Source organism: Vulcanisaeta sp. EB80 (assembly GCF_002078205.2).
In genome coordinates this window covers 1-19,643 of sequence record NZ_LCWN02000013.1, presented here as the reverse complement: position 1 = coordinate 19,643, position 19,643 = coordinate 1, and the positions used below count along the sequence as shown (strand labels likewise).

Sequence of the window (19,643 nt, the reverse complement as noted above, 5' to 3'; positions counted from 1 at the left end):
TTAGAGATTAATAAGTATTTCAGCGTTAGATAAGAATGCCGAGTCTAGTCTCCAGGGAAGATAATATCCTACACAGTATTGATGCGGTATCCATCGTGTACTTACCAATCTTAAATACATCGTCAGCTAATGAGTAGGTGCCATCACTAAAGGATCCTCTTGGAAACCCACCAATCATTATCAATGGCACCCTGAAACTCATTAAGTAATTGATGAAATCACCCATGGTGATTTCCCTCCCCTTAACATCATCAAGGAGAATCTTACGATCAGGCCTCTCCGCATTAAACACATACTTAACATCACCACCTAATATCTTAAATAAGGGTTTACCCACAGGCGGCACCCTACCCTCCTTAAATAATTGGCTCATAAGGCCTATGAAATTGTTGTAATTACGAGGCGGCCTGACTTCGGGATCCACGTCAATTATGACATTACCTATCGTATGTATGTAAGTCTTGATGAATCCATTACGTACCAGTAAACTACTCTGAATCGTCAGTAACGCTTGGTGGATAATATCGGGCCTACCCCTCTTTTCAGCGTTACTTAATTTAATCATTGCACTATGATGTCTTGCTCTATCGAGAATCAAGTACCTTGGTTCTCTACGCATTCTCCTTGCATCCCTAATTATTACTGGGTCGCCCAATAGCTCCTTAGGTATCGTTTCAAGTGAGGACTCCATCAATAATATTACTAGGTGTTCCACGCAAGCTTTGTTTTGTTTGCTAATTTAAAAATTGATCAACATTTATTGCCTGGAGATTAAATATTGTGGTGCATTCATCGTACATGCACTTTATTACGCCATGGAACTTCCTCGATATTGCCAGTATCCTGTAATTATCTGGCGTTGTGTTCGCTATCAATGTCTTAGCATCTCTCCTCCTTAGGTCATTTATTGCGTAGGCTACGAGTCTCGTACCTATACCCTTACCCTGGTAGTTATCCCTAATGGCAATAGCCACCTCATAACATCCATCACTTAGATAAACAGCCTCTAGAACACCAACGAGTTTTCCATCGACGTAAGCTCCATACACGATATTACGTGAGTCTGAGAAGACGGACCTAACGTATTTCTCGAAATCCTTAAAGAATCCCCTAAACCTATAATAAATACTTTCACTGCTTAATGAGTTATATAGATCAATAACCTCCTTTTCATTATCGGGCCTAAGTATCTTAAATTCAGGCTTAATTAATGGTTTCGCGATGCTCATACTTGATCATGATTCATCATTGCGTATCCTTTTAAATTACTTTCTCTTCGAGTGTAAAATGCACCTAGTCAAACTACAATATATAAAGAAATAACGATAAACACACATGAGAGCTTATGCATTCAATAAAATAATAAATTAGAGAATGGAATGAAAAGGATGGAATTAGGATTGAATTATTTACTTCCACCGCCACCAGCTCCCCCAGCGGTCTTACCTTTAGTTACGCCTACCGTTAGCCCCAGCCTACCAGTCGTCCTGGTCCTCTGGCCCCTAACCTTAAGCCCCAGGTTGTGCCTAATGCCCTTCCAGCTTCTTAACTTCTTCATTAAATCAACATCCTTCTTAGCCGCAAGCACCAGGTCAGCACCAATTAGGTGCATGTTCCTACCACTCTCTGGATCCTTTGGCCTATTCACAAACCACCCAGGCGCGAATTGGTATAGGTTCCTGACCGCCCAATCAAGCTTCCTGATTGTTTCATCATCAAGCTGTCCCAACCTAATTGTTGGATTCACGCCAATGTACCTGCATATGGCGTATGCGGTTGATATACCGATACCCCTTATCTTAGTTAATGCATAGGCTACTGGCTTAAAGCCGTCCAAATCCGTATCCCCAATCCTCACTATCTGCCTAATCTCCTGTGACATTCGAAGCCTAGTCCCTGAGCCGGTATTTAAATTTTAATTTCAAGGGATGATCTCGCCATCCCTATATATGGACTCCATGATCTCCCTATATGGGCCGATCTTGGTGTTCTTGGCTATGTACACGGAATCCTTTATATAAACGCCATCCCCAATCACGGCGCCATCCTCAATCCTAACCCATTTACCCACATACGTATTACTACCAATTATACTACCCGATATATAGGCGCCATCGCATAATGAGGATCTCTCGAACACAAGTGAGTTTATTATCCTAACCGTATTCCCAATCCTCGTATTGCTATGAATAATTACGTTAGGCCCTACCTCAGCGTTGCTACCTACCGTAACACCAGGGCCTAGGTAAATGGGCGGCTGGAGGGTGATGGATGATGGTAAATCAGTATTTATGCAACCATTATTATTTATGCACCTTTCCATTAGTACCTTGAAGTTCGCCTTTAGGTAATCCTCGGGCGTTCCTATATCGAACCAAAGCCCATTATGTATATAGCCATACACCTCACCAAGCCTGAGCAACTTGGGTATTACGTCCACGGCAAGCTTTACCTGACCTGATGGATTCCTCGGTATTAACTTAATCACTTCCTTAGTGAATACGTAGAAGCCAGCGTTGATTAGGTTAGAACCGACGTATTGTTTAGGTTTCTCAATAAAATTAATTATCTTATTATTTTCGTCTAGTTGCGCAACGCCGTATCGAGAGACATCCTCAACTCTCGTGAGTGTTATTGTCGCGATGCCGCCAACCTTCTCATGAAAGTTGATTAATTCCTTAGAATCTATATTGCTGAATATGTCTCCATAGATCACGAGGAACGTATCCGTTAATTCATACATATCGTTTATTAGTGATATTGGTCCAGCATCACCCAGGGGTTTATCCTCCGTTACAAATACCAACTTATCCTTAAAGTCAACCCAAACCCTCTCCATGTGCTCCCTAATTAGGTCGCCCATGTACCTTATTGATATGAAGACCCTGTTCAACGGTATTTTGGTTATTGATTCCATTATCCAATCAATTATCTCCTTATCGAGTATCGGTAACAGCGGCTTTGGGCGGGAATAACTAAGGGGTCTTAACCTAGTCGCTAATCCACCGGCTAGGATTATTACATCGTAATTACCCATATAATCACTTACAACATTAGATAATATTAATTTTACTAGATCGTGGTGTAGGTATCTACCCGTCAACAATGAGGTTTTACCTACTACACCGCCATTAGGGGTTCGATATTTCGTGTTGAGGGCTAAGTATTAATAAGTAAGCAAGCTGCCTAGAGGTTGATGTTTTATGGTTAGTATACCCGATGAATGCCATTGGGAGCATGAGTGTATTGTAAATTCTGTAGCGTCAATACTCATTAATATGGTTAGGGGTTACGTACCTAAGGAGCTAATTGTTAATAGCGCCTTTAGAAATTCCGCAACATGTGGTGACACCTCCTGCTCGTTAAGTGTTAATGATTACTCGGTCATTAAGGATCTAGATTATGGTAGTATTAAGGATGGTGTAATTAAGGTTCTTAGGTTAATAGGGCTTAGCGAGGTTCCTTCATTGATTCAAGCAGTTATGGACCTAGATCTAGAGTCCGGTGTGAGGGCTATTGATGAGGGTGTAGAGATAAACGTCAAAGGTGAATTAGGTGCTAGAATAAACGAAGCCCTGGGCATCGCCCTATACTCAATTGCCGCTTACGAAGGCGCAATTACTAGGTTTAGTGCTGCTGCCGCGATATATGAGGGCTTAGGCAATGATAGTAGGGCGCGGTTTATGGAGGCTATGTCTAAGATAGCTAGGGCTGAGGATCTCAGGGTTAAGGCAATGAGACTACATGATGAGGGTAAGCATGATGATGAGAGGAGGGTAATTGAGGAGGCGTCGAAGCTGTATGCATCATCGGTCATAAACTTCAGGGAGGCTGTTGGTGTTGATGAGGCGAGGGCTAATGAGGTCTTAAGCATGATGGACTCATCAGAGGTACTAGCCAACTATTACTTCACCCATGGTGACATATCGAGGGCAATGCAGTACTATAATGCCTGCAGGGATGTACTAAGTGGTGGAAACCTGGGTGAGAGTTATTGGGATGTTGTTAAGATGAAGGGTGATTTATGTGAAGCATTTTACCTACTATGTAAAGCCATTGAGGAGGGTGATTGGAGAACTTACGAGGAGGCTGGTGACAAGTTCCTAGATCTCATAAGTGAGGGTTTAATTGATGAATTAACGACGGAAGGCGCAGTTATGGCATACAAAGGTGCCTTGGATGGTATTAATGAGATTGAGGATGCGGTAAGGATATACTCGAAATACGTTAAGGCCGTGAATCAGTATTTTGATAACGTGGTTAGGGAGAGATATGGTAGCTTTGAATCCCTTATTAATGAATTTCGTGGGGGTGATCATGAGAAAATAGCACATGCATTAAATACTGACGTAAACACGCTTAAACTGTACATAACAAGTAAGGTGTTAATAGACATAGTTAGGGATGAAAATTTGGGTGAGGATGCAGCGCTCGAAATACTAGCCTACCTGGCAGGTTTAGGATTGAATCCGGTGGATATGGACGTTGATGAAATGATAGAGGAGCTACGTAATTTCATAACCGACGAGGATTTCATGAATGAAATAAGGGATTTATTATTAAAGGTAAAGGCTAGACTCGAAAGTATGCTGGGCAATTGAGAAGTGGTTTTTATACAGCACAGCACTGCTCATCTTAATGGGCATTAATGAGATAATTAAGGAGGCGATGAGCATTGTAACGCCGAGCGTCGAGGAGGAGAGTAAGATATTCAATATAGCAAACATGGTGGTAAATACCCTAAGGGATGGATTGGCAAGGCGTGGATATTACGATTTCGATGTTACAATTCAAGGTTCTGTTGCCAAAGGCACCTGGTTACCTGGGGATAGGGACATTGACATATTCATAATTCTTCCAAGAGGTTATGTTGATAAGGTTAGAAGTGGCAATGTCATTAATGACTTGATAGATGTGGCAATAGACAAGGGTTTTAGGTGGAACATTAGGTATGCGCAGCATCCCTACATTCAATTATTAATTGATAGTTTCGAGATAGACGTTGTACCGTGTATACGCATAAATCCAGGTGAAAAACCCTTTACAGCAGCTGATAGGACGCCACTACATACAGATTTTGTCAAATCAAGGTTAGGGCAAAGGAACACAGAGGTTAGGCTACTAAAGGCGTTCTTCAAGGCGATCGGCGTTTATGGGGCCGAGATTAGGGTACAGGGCTTCAGTGGCTACGTCAGCGAACTATTGGTGATTCACTATGGCTCGTTCACGGATACTGTGAAGGCTATGAGTAGGTGGTCTGTGAAGCGCGTGTTCATAGATATGACTGGTACATACAATGAGAGAGATGCTATACGTAAATTCAAGTCGCCAGTCATAATAATAGACCCAGTGGATCCAAACCGAAATGCTGCCGCATCAATTAGTAGGGAGACTCTGGCAATGGCGATAGCCGCGGCTAAGGAGTTCATTAAGAACCCACGAATTGACTTCTTCCTCAGCAACCATGCAAGGCCAAAACCTCTTAGGGTGTTACCGACGGTCATATTGAGGATTCCATACCCAAATGGTACATCGCCAGATGTGGTTTGGGGTGAGGTGAAGAGACTAATGGCGACGCTCATTAAGAACCTTAGGGAACTTGATTTTAGGATTATTCGCTCAATGAGTTGGAGTGATGATAAAAGCATTATATTGCTGATGCTTACCCTCGAACAACTCGAGTTACCGCCATACGAGTTACATAAGGGTCCCTATGTTGATTCAGAGGCTGTTGAGAACTTCGTGAGGAAGTACGTTAACGACCCAAGCGTTATCGGCCCCTTTATTAGGGGGTCTCGGTGGTATGTAATTAGAAGCAGAAAGATTCTTAACGCAATAGATGCAATAAAGCATATAATACCCATGGTATCACTTAAGAATTTGAAGAATTCAATAAGCCGTGTTGAGTACATAACCATTAAATCACTAGATGACCTAACCACATTAAGTCCAAACGAGAGAGGTGTGGTTGAGGAATTCATTTATGCGCGTCCTTGGTGGTTAACGTGAATAGTGTTATCTCTCAATTTTTCATAAGCGATATTTTTTTAAAGCACCACAGGACTATGAAAGGGATATGTCAATTACCCCAGACCTAGAGATCATGATCTTTAATGGAGTTAAGGAGTTACTTAACTATGTTAATAACCAAATAAGCGACCTAGAGAAGAGGATAAAGGAGATAGAGGGTATGATGGGTGACCTAAAGGTTAAGGCTGATAAGTACATGGCTCTAATGCAGATGATCGAGGAGATCGTAGGCAAGGGCCAGCAATTACCCTTATCCGCAGCAATAGAGCTTACGGGCTTAAAGATAATATTCGACCCAAGGCCTATCGATGAGTATGAAGCACTCGATGAGAGTAGGAAGGCTATGGTGGATAGGTTATCGGCATTAACCAAGGTTAGGGACATCCTTGACGTTATCAGTAAGAAGCTTGGTGATAAGGCCGAGGTTCCAATACTCGTTGAACTAAAGATGGGCATTCCCATCAAGGTAATCTTTAGGAGCTGGTGAGTTAAGTTGAAGTTACAAGTGGCACTTGACCTGACAGAGCCTAGCTTAGCCGTTAATGTTGCGCGTAGGTTATGCGAGGCTGGTGCTATCGATATTGTGGAGGCTGGCACGCCATTGATAAAGGCGGCGGGTATATTCATAGTCAGCGCATTGAGGATTGCGTGCCCAAGCGCTGAGGTTATGGCTGACCTAAAGACTATGGATGTTGGCGCCCTTGAGGCGAGGTTGGCTATAGAGGCTGGTGCAAGTATTGTCAGCGTCCTTGGTGCTGCGGCTATTGAGACGATAAGGGAGTTTGTGAATGAAGCAAGGAGGCTTGGTGGTAAATCGGTGGTTGACATGATAGGTGTTAAGGATCCAGAGGGTAGGGTTAGGGAGCTGCTAAACGAGGGTTTAAGGCCTGACTACATAGGTCTTCATTTAGGAATTGATGTACAGAGGAGTAGGGGTTTAACCATAGATGAGTTGATAAAAGAGGCCGTAAATATTAAAAGCAGGTATGGTTTAAGTGTCGCAATAGCTGGCGGTATAAATGAGAATGTAGCTCCAAAGCTTAGGGGAACGAACATAGATATAGTAGTTATTGGTAGGGCAATTACGCAAGCCGAAAACCCTGTGACTGCGGCTAGGAATTTACGTACGCTGCTCGGTATTTAATATCACCACCTAATTTAACTAAACCTTCTTAAATACGTATATTAATCTCGACAAACCCCCATGCACGTACTGCAAACCCTCACCAACCAATTCGAAGCCTAGGCTCAAGAACCAATCAAGCGCGTTAATATACGTTGGATGTGAGAAGGCTATGTAACCACCAATTCTCAAGACCCTGTACGCTTCGTTAGCGAATTCCCTATAGAGCGTCTCTATATCCTTATCAATCATTGATAACCTATTATACGGTGGGTCAGTCGCTATGGAATCGATTGTTTCATCCCTCACGGGACTTAGTGTGAAGTCCGAATTTATCAAATCAATGTATGTATCGTGTATTGAGTAGAGAGGTTTGTAATTAATGTCTATGCCTACCACACGCGCCCCAACCATTAGTGCTTCATGGGCGATTATGCCCGTGCCTATAAATGGATCGAGAAATAACGATCCCTCACGCACCCTCGCTAGGTTAATTAGGAGCCTGGCAATGCGTAAATCAATCGCTGCAGAACCGCTCTCCCTACCTCTCCTTAATACTCTATATCTTGACCTATCAAGCTCGAGAAGCTTATGTTCCTTTTCTCGATCAATAACCCACACACGCTTAATCAATGCTGCTCTGCATAGTACATTCCTTAGGGTATCAATGTTACCATCATAATTAACCACCAGGTTGGGTAAATCACCAACAAGTTCTAGACTACCACCAATAAGTTCTACCAAGGCCTCAAGTTCGTGGTACGCCAAAACCCTTAGGTCCTGATTTGCCTCGATCTTTAATTCCACCATACCTACGCCTTAGAATACCTAGCGTAAATAGTGTTATTAATCCTATCACGGTATATATCATCAAGGTATAGAGTAAGGTGTATGTGCCTACTTTGCCGAACATGTAGCCAACCAAGTCGCTAGCCACAATCACAAAGAATGAGGATAATAGGACGTCGGCGGCAATCCTACCAAAGGGCTTAACCCTATATTTCATGTAGACCTCAAGTACATTAACGGTTAATATTGCGGCAACCACGAGTCCTAGTAAATCGAAGAGGTTCAGGGCGCCCCAAAGCGGTATTTCCTGGTGTAATATGTAGTATGTCGATAGTACATACACTATATCGAAGAATATGGACAACGCTGATATGAAGAAGGTAATTTCATACATCCTAATAAACCTAAGTAGAGATTCATGAAGGCTAAACCCGTAGAGTATGAAGGCAGCCCCAAGGAGTAGGGTTATGCTAGATATTACCATGGTCCTTATAAACGTGGGTATGTAGGGCCACATGCCGTAAAACGCACCGTAAATCAGAAGGAGCGCGCCAGGCAAGCCAAGCACATACCTCCTATATCTAGGTTCTCCAAAGAGTTTACCAATGTAGTACCTAGCCAATACCGCGAACTCCTCAAAACCCCTTGTTTGCTTAACAACTATTCTCCTAATAGACACGACAGGCCTCCTTGATTGGATGAGTGGAACAATAACCTCGTCAGAAGGACCATCAGAGACTACAACGAAACCATCTGCGTCAAAGGTTTGGAGAATCTTATCAACTTCGTTAAGTATCTTCATGTCTGCCGTGATATCCTCAGAACTAGTTCCTGTAACCACCGCAACCTCGACGTTGTTTGGACCTAGTGTTGACGTTAAGGAATCATAGAGCTGTATTGCGCCAAACATTGCATTGGCGTCGGAGTCGTCTGGGTACCTAAGTATGTACTCGGTGGCTACTTTCAATATGTTATTCCTGCCTATGATTGGTGTGGGGACACCAAGTCTTTCGCCTACATCGTTGTCCCTATCCACATACAACACAATGAGGCGCCTTACGGATTTAGCCATGCCTACTTCTCATTATTATCCTCTAAACCCAAGCCTAATAAATAATTCAGATCCACTCTCTCGCCCTTCATCAATCTCTGAAGGCTTTCCTCAGCTTTCTTTCTCGCCTCCTCCCTAAGTCTCTCCTCCTCCTGTTTCTTGGTAGCTAGGTTCTTTGATTTCCTAGCAGCAATTAATAATAATTGGTATTTATTTATCTCATCATTCAACTCTCTTAGTTTATCTCTCAACTCCTTAATCTCAGCCGACTTCTTAAGTATCTGGGTCTTCAATTCATCACGCCTAGCCTTCAGAGAGTCCCTCCTACTCTTTAACTGAACTATCTCATTGACAATACTATCTCTCTTTTTCTTAAGCTCCTGTATCTGGGCTTTGATGTTCATGAGGGAATTTGTATAGATGTCACGCATTCTCTGTCCCAACTCAATCCTCTCATTACGCAACCTCTCAATCTCCTGAGAGGTCTTATTGATGTAGTCCTTAATCCTTGTAAGAACCTCTGCAGCATTCAATTCCCTTTCCAATTGCTGAATGGTTCTGAAGAACTCCCACTCCTTCTCGGGATCCGTTGGTGATATTTCGTGCTCAAACTCCAGCTTCTCAATCAACTCCTTTAATTTATCCCTATCCACAGGTTTTCCACCAACGAGGTCATTAACGACCTTCAACAACTCCCTATATTTCTTCACCTTCTCGATCAATTCCTTAATCCTCTGAAGAAGCTCACTTCTCCTATCCCTGAGTTGCCTAAGCATGTTCACATACTCGTCTCTACCCTTCCTTAACCTATTCAGCTCCTCCCTAACACCTGCTAACTCACTCCTCTTGCTATTGAGTTGATTTATTACGGAACTCAACTCCTCCCTAACCTTACCCAACTCATTACGTAATTCATCCCTTTCCCTCATCTTTCCCTCAATCAACTCCCTAATCCTAAGGACCTCATTGCTCAACTCCCTAATCCTACCCTCAAGCTCCTCCTCATTTATAATCGACATTACGGCAATAAACTAAACCAGAGACATTAATAACGCTTATCCCAACTATCGGAAAACGATAGAGGGGAAGAAAATATAAACTACTTATGTAAAACATTTACGAATATGGTGGAAGTACTCAAGTACGATTTAATAATAATAGGCTCAGGTCTTGCTGGTTTGAGGGCTGCGTTTGAGGCTGCGAGAACATCGCAGGGCAAGATAAGGATTGCGGTTATATCGAAAGTCCACGCCATGAGAAGTCACTCAGTAAGTGCTGAGGGTGGTGCCAGCGCGGTTCTTTATCCCAAGGAGACGGGGGATAGTATTGAGTTGCATATATACGATACGATCAAGGGCAGCGATTTCTTAGCTGATCAAGATGCGGCTGAGTTACTTGCGAATGAGGCTCCTAAGGAGATAATATTCATGGATCATCTGGGCGTGCCTTGGTCAAGAGATGAAAAAGGTAGAATCCTGCAGAGGCCTTTTGGTGGGATGTCTATACCAAGAACGACATTTGCCCAGGATAAAAGTGGCTTTTTCCTAATGAGTACCTTATACGATAACGTGCTTAGGTTTGAAAATGTCGAGATACTTCATGAACATTTCGTAACATCACTATTAATGGATAATGGTGTATTTAAGGGGGTTACAGCCATAGATCTAAAGACTGGTGAGTTCAAGGTAATACTTGCCAAGGCAGGTATAATAGCCACTGGTGGTAATGGTAGGGTCTATAAGTTCACAACAATGGCTTGGTCATCAACCGGGGATGGATACTCACTTGCATACAGGGCTGGGATACCACTTAAGGACATGGAATTCCCGCAGTTTCACCCAACTGCCTTGGTACCCAACGGTATTTTGATCACTGAGGGTGCAAGGGGTGAAGGCGGTTACTTAATAAATAAGGAAGGCGAGAGGTTCATGAAGAATTACGCGCCAAGTAGGATGGAGTTGGCGCCTAGGGATATAGTGAGTAGGTCGATAATTACTGAGTGCCTGCAAGGTAGGGGTTTTGTCGATGAGGAGTCTGGTCTGTGCTATGTACTCCTCGACCTCAGGCATTTGGGTGAGGATAAGATAAACAAGAGGTTGCCCATGATTAGGGAAATAGTGATAAAGACCTTGGGTATAGACCCCGTTGAAGAACCCATACCCGTTAGACCAGCTATGCATTACATGATGGGTGGAATTCACGTTGATTTATACGGCCAGGTGATGCTGGATGAGGATAAGACGAGAGTGCCCAACCTCTGGGCTGCGGGTGAGGCTGCTAACGTAAGTGTTCACGGCGCCAATAGATTGGGTAGCAACTCACTCAGTGAGTGCCTTGTTTGGGGTAGGTTAACTGGTGCGGCAGCTGCTAAGTACGCAATGAGTGCGCCAGATTCAATGCTGGAATATACTGGCGATATTGCGAATAAGGTAGCAAAGGAGGAGAGTAGGATATTCGATCAATTATTACATAAGGAGGTTGGTGCTGAGAATCCATATTCAATTAGGGAAGAGATGAATAGAACAATGGACACGTACGTGTACGTATTTAGGGATAAGAGTGGTTTAGAGGAGGCTTACTCGATAATTAAGAGACTGAGGGAGAAATTCCCCAACGTTAGGATTGAGGATAAGGGTAAATACTACAACACCAACTTAAGGGATGTGCTGGAGCTCGACTTCCTACTGGAGCAGGCCGAGTTAATAACCATTGGTGCATTGAATAGGACTGAGTCGAGGGGCGCCCATTATAGGCTTGACTATCCAAAGAGGGACGATGCTAATTGGCTTAAGCATACATTATACTTCTACACGAGTGAGGGGCCAAGACTTAGTTACGTGCCTGTTAGAATAACCAGGTGGAAGCCCGAGGAGAGGAAGTATTAAGCTGGGATAAAACGGAAATTAATTAAAAAGGGCTTTATCACCCAATCAATGTGAAGTACAGACTAATGGATGTACTAGCGTGTCCCTATTGTAAGACCTTCCCGTTAACGTTAATAGTGCTTAGGGAGAAGGAGTACCCTGAACGTAAGTACGAGTGGAGCAAGAAGCCCTTTTGCGAGGAGTATTGCGCACTTAAAAACGTATTCATAAAGAATTACCCAAATCCACAAGAGCTGCCCTGTGAGGAATGCATCAAGAAGGAGGTTGTTGAGGGGGTGCTCTACTGCCCGAAGTGTGGTCGTTGGTACCCAATAAAGGATGAAATACCAATACTACTGCCCGACGAACTTAGGAACAGGGAGGAGGACAAGGCGTTCTTGGAGAAGGTGAAGGACGACTTAGTGAGGGTAAACCCAGAACTTGGCAATAAGATAATTAGGGAGGGCAAGCCACTGAATTTATCGACATAGTGGGTTAAAACCCACTAAGTAAGTGCCCAATGAATGACGCCGTTATACCGAGAATCACGTATAATGCGAACCAAAGAATTGCGTTACCCCTGAAGTACCTACTCATGAGTGTTCCAAATACTCCCAATATGGATATTGGTATGACAGGCATCCAGAGAACCTTGATACCCATACTCAGCGCCGTAATTAATGAGCCGATGAACGAAACGACACCGAACACGAACCCCTCAATTAACGCATCATAGATTGCCCTTTTATGGAGGCTCGTCCTGAGCAGTGTGCCACTTTTCATTAACAACGTCCTCTCAATGTGTCTCAGTGAGGCGCGTTCCTCGATGTACTCTGCCATGAACGCTGTTACCAGGTTGATAACGGTGACTATAATCACAAGCCTAATGCCGTTAAGTATCGTTTCTCCAAGGATTAGAGTCGTCAGAACACTGTCTAGGAATCCAAGCACCAAGTATCTACCCTCAATAAACGCCATACTCACCTCTCCCTAATAAGCTGTGGGTTTATCTCGAGTATGTACTCGCCAACAACGACCTGGTCCACACTCCTAATTGCACCGCCCGAATCCTCAATTATCCGCCTAACCCCATCGTAATCAACCCCATCACCCTCAATCACGATTATCAAACCAAGAACCTCGACGTCGGTGTCGGTCACGGTGATGTTGACAGCCTTGACACCACTAACGCGACCCAGCTTCTCCGCTAACTCTACCGTGGATATATTACTGGGTATGTCTACATCAAGTACAACCCTACGAATACCACCCAACTTAGATCGACACTTAACTCCCCTAAACCCCTACTTAAATATTTACCCTGGAATGATGAGATGAGGAAATAAATTTTTTATTTAACCCAGACGCTTACATAATTATGTCTTGGAAACCCAGTGAGGATGTTGAAAGGGATAAGGAGAGGGTTGTGGAGTATGAAAAGTTGTATAGTGGATTTACGGTCCAGGGACCACTAACCGTAGAGTTACGAACCGGTATAATAGTCGCTGCCAGGTTCGCTGATAAGCTAAGGCGGGCAGCCTTTGCCGCATTCTCAAAAACTGTGCCCGAGGACGTGATACTGAGGGATATCGCTGAGTTGAACAAGTCGATATACGACGAAATGACTAGGAAGAATATAGATAAACTGGCCCTTGTTAGGATAAGCGTTGTTGTATGACCCCCTTCCCGCCGTGAATGTCGGGCTTAATCTTGGGGGTCTCGGGTGTTACTCCCTCTTTTGGGGTTATTGGTTTCACGCCGTTAGTGGTGACTATATAGCTCAGTATCCTCCTCGGTATTGGTACTTCATAACCTACCCTCCTTGCAATGTTTCTTGCTGCGTTTATGTCTGCGTTGATTTTTATGCCCGTTAATGGGCATACGTATAACCCACGCTTAACCCTACCGTTTTCGTGCTCCACATTGCATATGGAGCATTGTTTGCTTGTTCCGTACTCATTGACCACATTGAGCTTAATGCCGTACTCCTCAAGAACCTCACCAAGCCAATTAATTATCTTCGCATACCACCAAACATTGGTGTTAAACTCATTACCATTGTCTTGACTCACCATGTATGGGTATCCGATGAATACTTCATCAACGCCCATTTCATGCATTGTCCTCGCCAGGAACCTAATTGCAGTCCTGTAGTAGTGCCTCAACCTCTCCCTCCTCTTGTAAACCGCATGCAGATAGTAGGTGTGATACTTGCGCCAAGACTCGAATCCGTGGTTCCTCAACCAATCCCTAACGGATTGGTAGGTGCCTATTTCCCTCTTCCAGTAGTAATACTCAGCCTTTATTGTCGAGCCCTTTATGAGCATTGCCGTATCGGTGTGGTTGAAGACCACTGCGAATAGGTTGTTCAAGCCAATGTCTACGAATGCCTTGTTATCGCCCCTTGGCTTCTCGATCTGTATTTTCTCGTGAATACCTCTTACGTAGCCCTTTGGGTTACTCCTAGCCGGCTTCTCACCAACGGTGATTGGTACATAGGCGAACCACCTATTGTCCTCAAGCTTGATTACAAGCATGCCTTGCCTCCCGCTCCACTTAATCCTCCCAGCGTACCTAACCCTCAAACCCCAATCCTTTAGGACTAAGTAACCTTCGCCATTGTTGATTGGCTCTAGGTAGTACCTATCGTTCCTCACGAAGATTCTTAACAACCTCTTCCCAAGCACCTTATCCTTCCAGAAGCCCGGTGGTGATGGTTTGCCCATGAATTTAGGCAGCTTGCCTTGTTTGTATAGCTTGAGTAGTTCGAAGTATGATTTCCAAGCATTGTTGTTTAGATTAACCACCTGCCCAGCATTCACACCCAACCTATCCTTGTACTTGTGATAAAACTCGTGCTCCGTACCCTCGAAGTCCACCTCACCACCCTCCCTATATTGTACCAACCTAGTGTAATTAAGCTCATTCCAAAGCCTAGCAGTGGCGTCAGCAATTCTACGTAACTTGCGTTCTTGAGAACCACTTGGCAGAAGCCTCAACCTAATAGTACGCCTGTTTTCATCTTGCTTACGCTTACCTTTACCCCTCGATTTGGAGGATTCAGTGCCCGGGTTGGTGAAAACAGTGGGTAATCGACCCACCAACTCATCCGAAGAAGAAAAAGGCACCAACCCAGGCACCAGTTGCCACCAACAAAGCAGGGTTTTATAAACCTGATACCGAGCCCCACGTAGCAGGGCAACCCCACCCTAAAGGGCGAAGCTTGGCGTTGTTGTGTCATACGACCAAAAGAACAATAAATTCAGCTTCTCAAACATGAAAATCGAGAGATTATACACGGAGGATGAGGTGGACAAGATAGTGCGCGAAAAATGCGGTGAGTTGGAGCAGAAGCTTGAGCGTATCAAGAGCATCGTAGGCTGACCTTGCGAAAGTCAGGGCAGATAAATCCCTTTGCCAACAAGCGTTAAAATTACTGGGAACTCACTCATGCAATCAATCTCCAGAAATCTACATAATTCGCCGTCATAGAAGGCGCCAATGGCCCTAACACCTAACCCAAGCCCTGTGGCTGCTAGGTATATGTTCTCCATGGCGGCGCCCGCATCCAACAACACGTACCTAAGCGCCCGCTTCCAATACTTCCAATACGTCCTAGCGTAAACAACAGTAAGTACTATGGCTGCCGATGCACGTGACACGTGATCCTGCCCAAGAGCTAGGTCAGCCATCAATGAGGCATAATCGCCAGGCTTTAGAATCTCGAGAACGTGGTCGAACGGGTCGTACCTATACAATCCACGTTCAAGCCCTAATACATTATTAACCACTGGGTAAGCCTCAACAGGTTGTAGTGCCCCTGCGGATGGGTAGGAGCGTAGCGGATACCGCTTATAACCGTAGGCCTGGGTCCATCCTGTAATTCCAACGCCCATGTGAAGTATTGTAGCCAGGTCTTCAATGCTTATGGGTTCATTAATAAAATAATCAGCACTCCTCCTAGCATTAATAGCTCTATCGATTGGTACATTTGATAACCTTTGGTTTGGGTAACTCGATGACTTTATCGCTTCGTCTCCTCCTCAACTGAGGCATTGGACCGGTCCTCCTGGGCCAATACTCATCTCTATAATGCCTCATTAGGAAGTCGCAGGCCAGACCGACATCTCCCTTACTGATTAGCCTTCTAAATGCGTTTAATGCTTCACCAGGGATTACGCCTTCTAACCCAACATCGCACATGGATTAGTTAAGCTCATGGGCATAAAAACTTTAATTCACGATGTCCGTAGTGTTTAATGTTGATTTTGGGGTGTTTTACGAATTTATTTTTATATTTAGGGTTTTGTAGAATATTTTTTCGTTAAGCCAATTGATGTTTGATGAGACATAATCAACCTTCTTCCTCATCTCGAAATCCCTAGGCTCAAGGCTTAGTAAGTCTAGGTATAGTTCCTCCATGACCCTCTTAGCCCTTAATGCAAAGTCTAGGTTGCCCCTTATCAATTCCTCAGTGGCCTTCCTACTCAACTCACCCGTGAAATCCGCAATACCGTTTATGTAGGGCTCCGCATCAACACCCAACTCCTCGGGCGTTGGTAGCCTATTCTCGGTCATGTAGTACCACATGGTCATCGCCTCGACATACTCCTGGAGGCTCACTACGGCGTTGTTGTAATACATTGGGTACCGTGAGACAAGGTCCCTCAATTTATTTACTAGTTCCTGCATCTCACCGATGTATTTACGTGCCATCTCTGCATCGCCCCTAATCAATGAGTATATCACTGATTTAGATAGCCTATTAACCTTCACTCCAGTCTCGATAACCTCATCCTTAACACCCTCCAACTCCCTTAACCTAGACCTTAGTTTCTCCGTTTCAATCATCGATGGTCTCATTACCAACTCACCCTTTTAAACCAAATTCCTAAGCTACCACCTAATGGCATTACCAGTGTTTGCGGGCGACCTTCTAAACGAGCTTGTTGGAGTTATTTTACGTGCATCCAACCTATACGATCGTTTAGCTAAGGTGGTGGAGGTTAAGGGCGGTGTCGTTAGGATTCTCGATCATGAATTACGTGGGTTCTACGTGATCGCCCTTGGTAAGGGTTCCATAAGTATGGCCAAGGCAGTTGAGGATAGGGCGGGCGATTACATAATCGATGGGGTAGCTGTGGTTCCTAAGGGGACACCAGGTAGGTTAGGTATCATTAGGGTTATCGAATCAACGCACCCATTACCCACGGAGAGCAGTGTAGAGGCTGGGTTGGCTATAATGGATTTGTTGTCCAGGGTTAAACCAGGCGATCACGTACTATTCCTAGTAAGTGGTGGTGGCTCGGCACTGGTGGAAGTACCAATGGAGGGTCTCACGATAGACGATATCACGAGGGTCAACGAATTGTTGCTACGGAGTGGGGCTACGATACAGGAGATCAACATAGTGAGGAAGCATCTCTCGAAAACAAAGGGTGGCAGGCTAGCCCTGGAGGTTACTAGGCGTGGTGGTAGTGTGATCTCCCTTATAGCTAGTGACGTACCTGGTGATGACCCAGCCACGATGGCGAGCGGTCCCACGGTATCTGACCCATCCACCTATGGCGATGCAATAAGGATATTGAAGGATAAGGGTGTATGGGATAGGGTACCCACTAGGGTTAGGGAGATCCTTGAGAGCGGCGCTAAGGGCCTATTACCCGAGACACCTAAGGAGTTAAGTAACACGTGGAATTACGTGATAGCCAGTAACATGGATGTGCTCACCGATGTCTCACAATACGTGAAATCCCTTGGGATGGACTCGTTAATACTGACGTCAAGAATGGAGGGTGAGGCCCGCGAGGTTGGTAAGTACCTGGCTAGCATAGCCCTTGAGGCTAGGTTTAGGGGGATTCCGATAAGGAGGGGTGTGGTCCTGAGTGGCGGCGAGCCCACGGTAACGGTGGTAGGCAACGGTAGGGGCGGAAGAACTACCGAGTTGTGCACAGGATTTGCATTAAGTGTGAGGGGTGTCGATAGCGTGTCGATGCTTTCCATAGCCACTGATGGCATTGATGGTAACATGGACGCAGCTGGTTGTGCAGCTGATGGCTCAACAATAAGCAACGCTGCTAAGTTGGGGATAGACGTGATTGGAGAACTGAGAAATAACAATACTGCCGTAATCTTCGAGAGGTTAGGATCCCTGATCAAGACGGGATGGACAGGTAGTAACTTGAATATAGTCACCGCGGTACTCGTGTTACCGCAAGAATCGCTTAAATAAATGGCAGTGGATCAAGTTCCTCAACCCTATCTGGGTCAACCCTCATCCTACCAACATAGATACCATCAAAATTGTCCGTTGTAACCAGCGCCTTGGCAACTCTACGCTTAAAATCAAAATCCCTCAAAATACCAAAACCGACGAGGAAACCCCTACGTAAAAGGCCACAAAACGCATTACTTATTTGCCGCGTTGGTACCTTAACCACGTTACCGTGTCTAACCACATTATCTAACCCCTCCTCAACCACGTAACGGCCACAGTTACCTGCCAGGCACTCAATTATTGAGTTGCCAAACACCTTATCGAGGCTAACCTCAACCTCAACCAAATTACTTAAGTACTGTCTCAAAGATGCCACCCTCAGCATTCTCCTCTCGCTGGGGCTCCTTTGCCTGACGTACCGTGATCTTTCAACCTCAATAACCCTGGTACCAGGCCAAGCCCTCATACCGAGGCCTAGGGATACTACGTAATCCGCACCCACAGCCTCAGCCGCATCCCTAATGAACTCAACACCACCATCGCTGACCCAGCCAGGCATATCGATTATCACAAGGCCTGGAGTCCTGCTCATGACGTCCCTAACCACGTGGAGCAGTCCGCCAATGAACCTACCAACACATTGGGAGGGACTTGTACAACCCAGGAAGTAACCACTCATCATGTGCAGTGCACTTAATGAGTGAGTTGGGAAGCTCGTGCAACCAGCACCGATAACCCCAGGGGGTCCTATCGATGATTGACCGACATCAGCATCAACCACGCAGACATGCAACCCCTTAACCACGTGAGTGTTAAGTAAGTACGTACTCAACGTCGTCTTGCCCGAATCAACATCACCGACAATCATAACGATACCCTCAAGGCTTAGGCTAGACCAGCCGCTGGGTATTGTCGATTCGTTAACATGCCTAACGACACCACCAACCACACCAACCACACACCTACCCTTAGGCGTTATGGGCAAAGCCCTAAACTCATCAACATGCACAGGGCCGGCCAAGGGAAAACCAAGGACATCACACTGTCCCTCAACAACCTCAACATCCGCAGGCCCCTCAACAATCAACGTACCCGAGTCAAAACCCACAGTAAACGCCATCTAGATAAAACCAAAAACCAACACTTTAAAAATTACGGCACGATTAACCCAAACAAAAACTTAAAACCTCCCCTTGGTGTTGGCGTTTCGGGCCGGTAGTCTAGCCTGGAAGGATGCCCAGGGACGGTAGTCCCGCACAAGCCTTGCATTGTCAATACAGGCACGGGATCGCGGGAGAACCCGGGTTCAAATCCCGGCCGGTCCACCAAGAACTTCAATTCCTTATCCTTATTAGTGATTGTATGCCGATACTGCATCATTTTGTCCAGGTTGTGATTAAATGTATTTCTATTCCTAATAACAACGCTACCAATGTACTCGAGCTAGTACTTCTATGCCGTATATCGTGATACTAAGTCGATAAGCATTTAATTTATTGCTGGGTGGTTTTGGTTGTGATGGTTGGCTTTGTTTTTGTTGGTGGTGTTGTTTATTCATCCTTCGAGCCA

Annotated in this window: 23 protein-coding genes and 1 tRNA gene; 10 read left to right on the top strand and 14 right to left on the bottom strand. The window is 44.8% G+C overall.

Translation table 11 applies throughout. The features are described from left to right. Positions 1 to 25: 25 nt before the first annotated feature. From B7L70_RS03890 to B7L70_RS03875, 4 genes are all read right to left on the bottom strand, one after another. A complete protein-coding gene (locus tag B7L70_RS03890; protein WP_081226583.1) occupies positions 26 to 715 on the bottom strand; it encodes a ribosome biogenesis protein in 690 nt (229 codons plus the stop codon). 19 nt (positions 716 to 734) lie between these two features. Beyond that, positions 735 to 1,229, bottom strand: a complete 495-nt coding sequence (locus B7L70_RS03885; RefSeq protein ID WP_081226582.1) for a GNAT family N-acetyltransferase — start codon at positions 1,227 to 1,229, stop codon at positions 735 to 737. Between the two features lie 176 nt (positions 1,230 to 1,405). Beyond that, entirely contained in the window at positions 1,406 to 1,882 is a 477-nt protein-coding gene (locus tag B7L70_RS03880; RefSeq protein ID WP_081226581.1) for a 30S ribosomal protein S13, read from the bottom strand. A gap of 39 nt (positions 1,883 to 1,921) precedes the next feature. Continuing rightward, the gene (locus tag B7L70_RS03875; RefSeq protein ID WP_081226580.1) at positions 1,922 to 3,037 is read right to left on the bottom strand and encodes a sugar phosphate nucleotidyltransferase; all 1,116 of its coding nucleotides are present in this window, start codon (positions 3,035 to 3,037) and stop codon (positions 1,922 to 1,924) included. Positions 3,038 to 3,203: 166 nt separating this feature from the next. Here B7L70_RS03875 and B7L70_RS03870 point away from each other — a divergent pair, with 166 nt between their 5' ends. The 4 genes from B7L70_RS03870 (at position 3,204) to B7L70_RS03855 (ending at position 7,174) form a co-directional block, all read left to right on the top strand. Next, positions 3,204 to 4,601: a hypothetical protein gene (locus B7L70_RS03870; RefSeq protein WP_081226579.1), complete on the top strand. Its 1,398-nt coding sequence runs from the start codon at positions 3,204 to 3,206 to the stop codon at positions 4,599 to 4,601. Between the two features lie 37 nt (positions 4,602 to 4,638). Then, positions 4,639 to 6,009: a CCA tRNA nucleotidyltransferase gene (gene cca, locus B7L70_RS03865; RefSeq protein ID WP_081226578.1), complete on the top strand. Its 1,371-nt coding sequence runs from the start codon at positions 4,639 to 4,641 to the stop codon at positions 6,007 to 6,009. 67 nt (positions 6,010 to 6,076) lie between these two features. Continuing rightward, positions 6,077 to 6,517, top strand: a complete 441-nt coding sequence (locus B7L70_RS03860; protein WP_081226577.1) for a hypothetical protein — start codon at positions 6,077 to 6,079, stop codon at positions 6,515 to 6,517. A gap of 6 nt (positions 6,518 to 6,523) precedes the next feature. After that, positions 6,524 to 7,174, top strand: a complete 651-nt coding sequence (locus B7L70_RS03855) for an orotidine 5'-phosphate decarboxylase / HUMPS family protein (protein WP_081226576.1) — start codon at positions 6,524 to 6,526, stop codon at positions 7,172 to 7,174. Between the two features lie 18 nt (positions 7,175 to 7,192). On the opposite strand, the gene B7L70_RS03850 is transcribed toward B7L70_RS03855, so the two are convergent. From B7L70_RS03850 to B7L70_RS03840, 3 genes are read right to left on the bottom strand one after another with little or no spacing between them, the layout of a single operon-like run. Beyond that, positions 7,193 to 7,963: a TRM11 family methyltransferase gene (locus tag B7L70_RS03850; protein WP_081226575.1), complete on the bottom strand. Its 771-nt coding sequence runs from the start codon at positions 7,961 to 7,963 to the stop codon at positions 7,193 to 7,195. Next, a complete protein-coding gene (locus B7L70_RS03845) occupies positions 7,902 to 8,987 on the bottom strand; it encodes a DUF373 family protein (RefSeq protein WP_238376091.1) in 1,086 nt (361 codons plus the stop codon). Before B7L70_RS03845 ends, B7L70_RS03850 begins: the two co-directional genes overlap by 62 nt. A 29-nt stretch (positions 8,988 to 9,016) precedes the next feature. Beyond that, entirely contained in the window at positions 9,017 to 10,012 is a 996-nt protein-coding gene (locus B7L70_RS03840) for a coiled-coil protein (protein WP_081226573.1), read from the bottom strand. A gap of 105 nt (positions 10,013 to 10,117) precedes the next feature. On the opposite strand from B7L70_RS03840, the gene B7L70_RS03835 reads away from it, so the two are divergent. Both B7L70_RS03835 and B7L70_RS03830 read left to right on the top strand, forming a co-directional pair. Then, complete coding sequence (locus B7L70_RS03835; RefSeq protein ID WP_081226572.1) at positions 10,118 to 11,878, top strand: succinate dehydrogenase/fumarate reductase flavoprotein subunit; 1,761 nt, start codon at positions 10,118 to 10,120, stop codon at positions 11,876 to 11,878. A 50-nt stretch (positions 11,879 to 11,928) separates the two neighbouring features. Further along, entirely contained in the window at positions 11,929 to 12,348 is a 420-nt protein-coding gene (locus tag B7L70_RS03830) for a Trm112 family protein (RefSeq protein ID WP_081226571.1), read from the top strand. Between the two features lie 4 nt (positions 12,349 to 12,352). On the opposite strand, the gene B7L70_RS03825 is transcribed toward B7L70_RS03830, so the two are convergent. Next, entirely contained in the window at positions 12,353 to 12,835 is a 483-nt protein-coding gene (locus B7L70_RS03825; RefSeq protein WP_081226570.1) for a hypothetical protein, read from the bottom strand. Positions 12,836 to 12,837: 2 nt separating this feature from the next. After that, a complete protein-coding gene (locus tag B7L70_RS03820) occupies positions 12,838 to 13,131 on the bottom strand; it encodes a DUF211 domain-containing protein (RefSeq protein ID WP_081226569.1) in 294 nt (97 codons plus the stop codon). Between the two features lie 104 nt (positions 13,132 to 13,235). Between B7L70_RS03820 and B7L70_RS03815 the strand changes: the two genes are divergently transcribed. Beyond that, on the top strand, positions 13,236 to 13,535 hold the full coding sequence (locus B7L70_RS03815) for a single- stranded DNA-binding family protein (protein WP_143701528.1): 300 nt from the start codon (positions 13,236 to 13,238) through the stop codon (positions 13,533 to 13,535). Here B7L70_RS03815 and B7L70_RS03810 read toward each other — a convergent pair. Next, positions 13,513 to 14,997: a transposase gene (locus B7L70_RS03810; protein ID WP_238376090.1), complete on the bottom strand. Its 1,485-nt coding sequence runs from the start codon at positions 14,995 to 14,997 to the stop codon at positions 13,513 to 13,515. The two genes, B7L70_RS03815 and B7L70_RS03810, sit on opposite strands and share 23 nt — an antisense overlap. A 94-nt stretch (positions 14,998 to 15,091) precedes the next feature. On the opposite strand from B7L70_RS03810, the gene B7L70_RS13235 reads away from it, so the two are divergent. Next, positions 15,092 to 15,241 carry a hypothetical protein gene (locus B7L70_RS13235; RefSeq protein ID WP_162009086.1) on the top strand — a complete coding sequence of 50 codons (150 nt, stop codon included), beginning with the start codon at positions 15,092 to 15,094 and terminating at the stop codon, positions 15,239 to 15,241. An 11-nt stretch (positions 15,242 to 15,252) separates the two neighbouring features. Here the strand turns inward: B7L70_RS13235 and B7L70_RS13885 are convergent, their stop codons facing one another. The 3 genes from B7L70_RS13885 to B7L70_RS03800 form a co-directional block, all read right to left on the bottom strand. Then, entirely contained in the window at positions 15,253 to 15,828 is a 576-nt protein-coding gene (locus B7L70_RS13885) for a SagB/ThcOx family dehydrogenase (protein ID WP_369907332.1), read from the bottom strand. Positions 15,829 to 15,832: 4 nt separating this feature from the next. After that, a complete protein-coding gene (locus tag B7L70_RS13880; protein WP_238376089.1) occupies positions 15,833 to 16,060 on the bottom strand; it encodes a hypothetical protein in 228 nt (75 codons plus the stop codon). Between the two features lie 75 nt (positions 16,061 to 16,135). Next, entirely contained in the window at positions 16,136 to 16,708 is a 573-nt protein-coding gene (locus tag B7L70_RS03800) for a haloacid dehalogenase (protein WP_081226568.1), read from the bottom strand. Positions 16,709 to 16,763: 55 nt separating this feature from the next. On the opposite strand from B7L70_RS03800, the gene B7L70_RS03795 reads away from it, so the two are divergent. Continuing rightward, on the top strand, positions 16,764 to 18,089 hold the full coding sequence (locus B7L70_RS03795; RefSeq protein WP_081226567.1) for a glycerate kinase: 1,326 nt from the start codon (positions 16,764 to 16,766) through the stop codon (positions 18,087 to 18,089). On the opposite strand, the gene B7L70_RS03790 is transcribed toward B7L70_RS03795, so the two are convergent. Further along, positions 18,082 to 19,194 (bottom strand): Clp1/GlmU family protein, encoded by a 1,113-nt coding sequence (locus B7L70_RS03790; protein WP_081226566.1) that lies wholly within the window; start codon positions 19,192 to 19,194, stop codon positions 18,082 to 18,084. The genes B7L70_RS03795 and B7L70_RS03790 overlap by 8 nt on opposite strands. Before the next feature lie 89 nt (positions 19,195 to 19,283). Here B7L70_RS03790 and B7L70_RS13230 point away from each other — a divergent pair. Next, positions 19,284 to 19,402: transfer RNA gene (locus B7L70_RS13230), tRNA-Ala, on the top strand. Positions 19,403 to 19,643 lie beyond the last annotated feature (241 nt).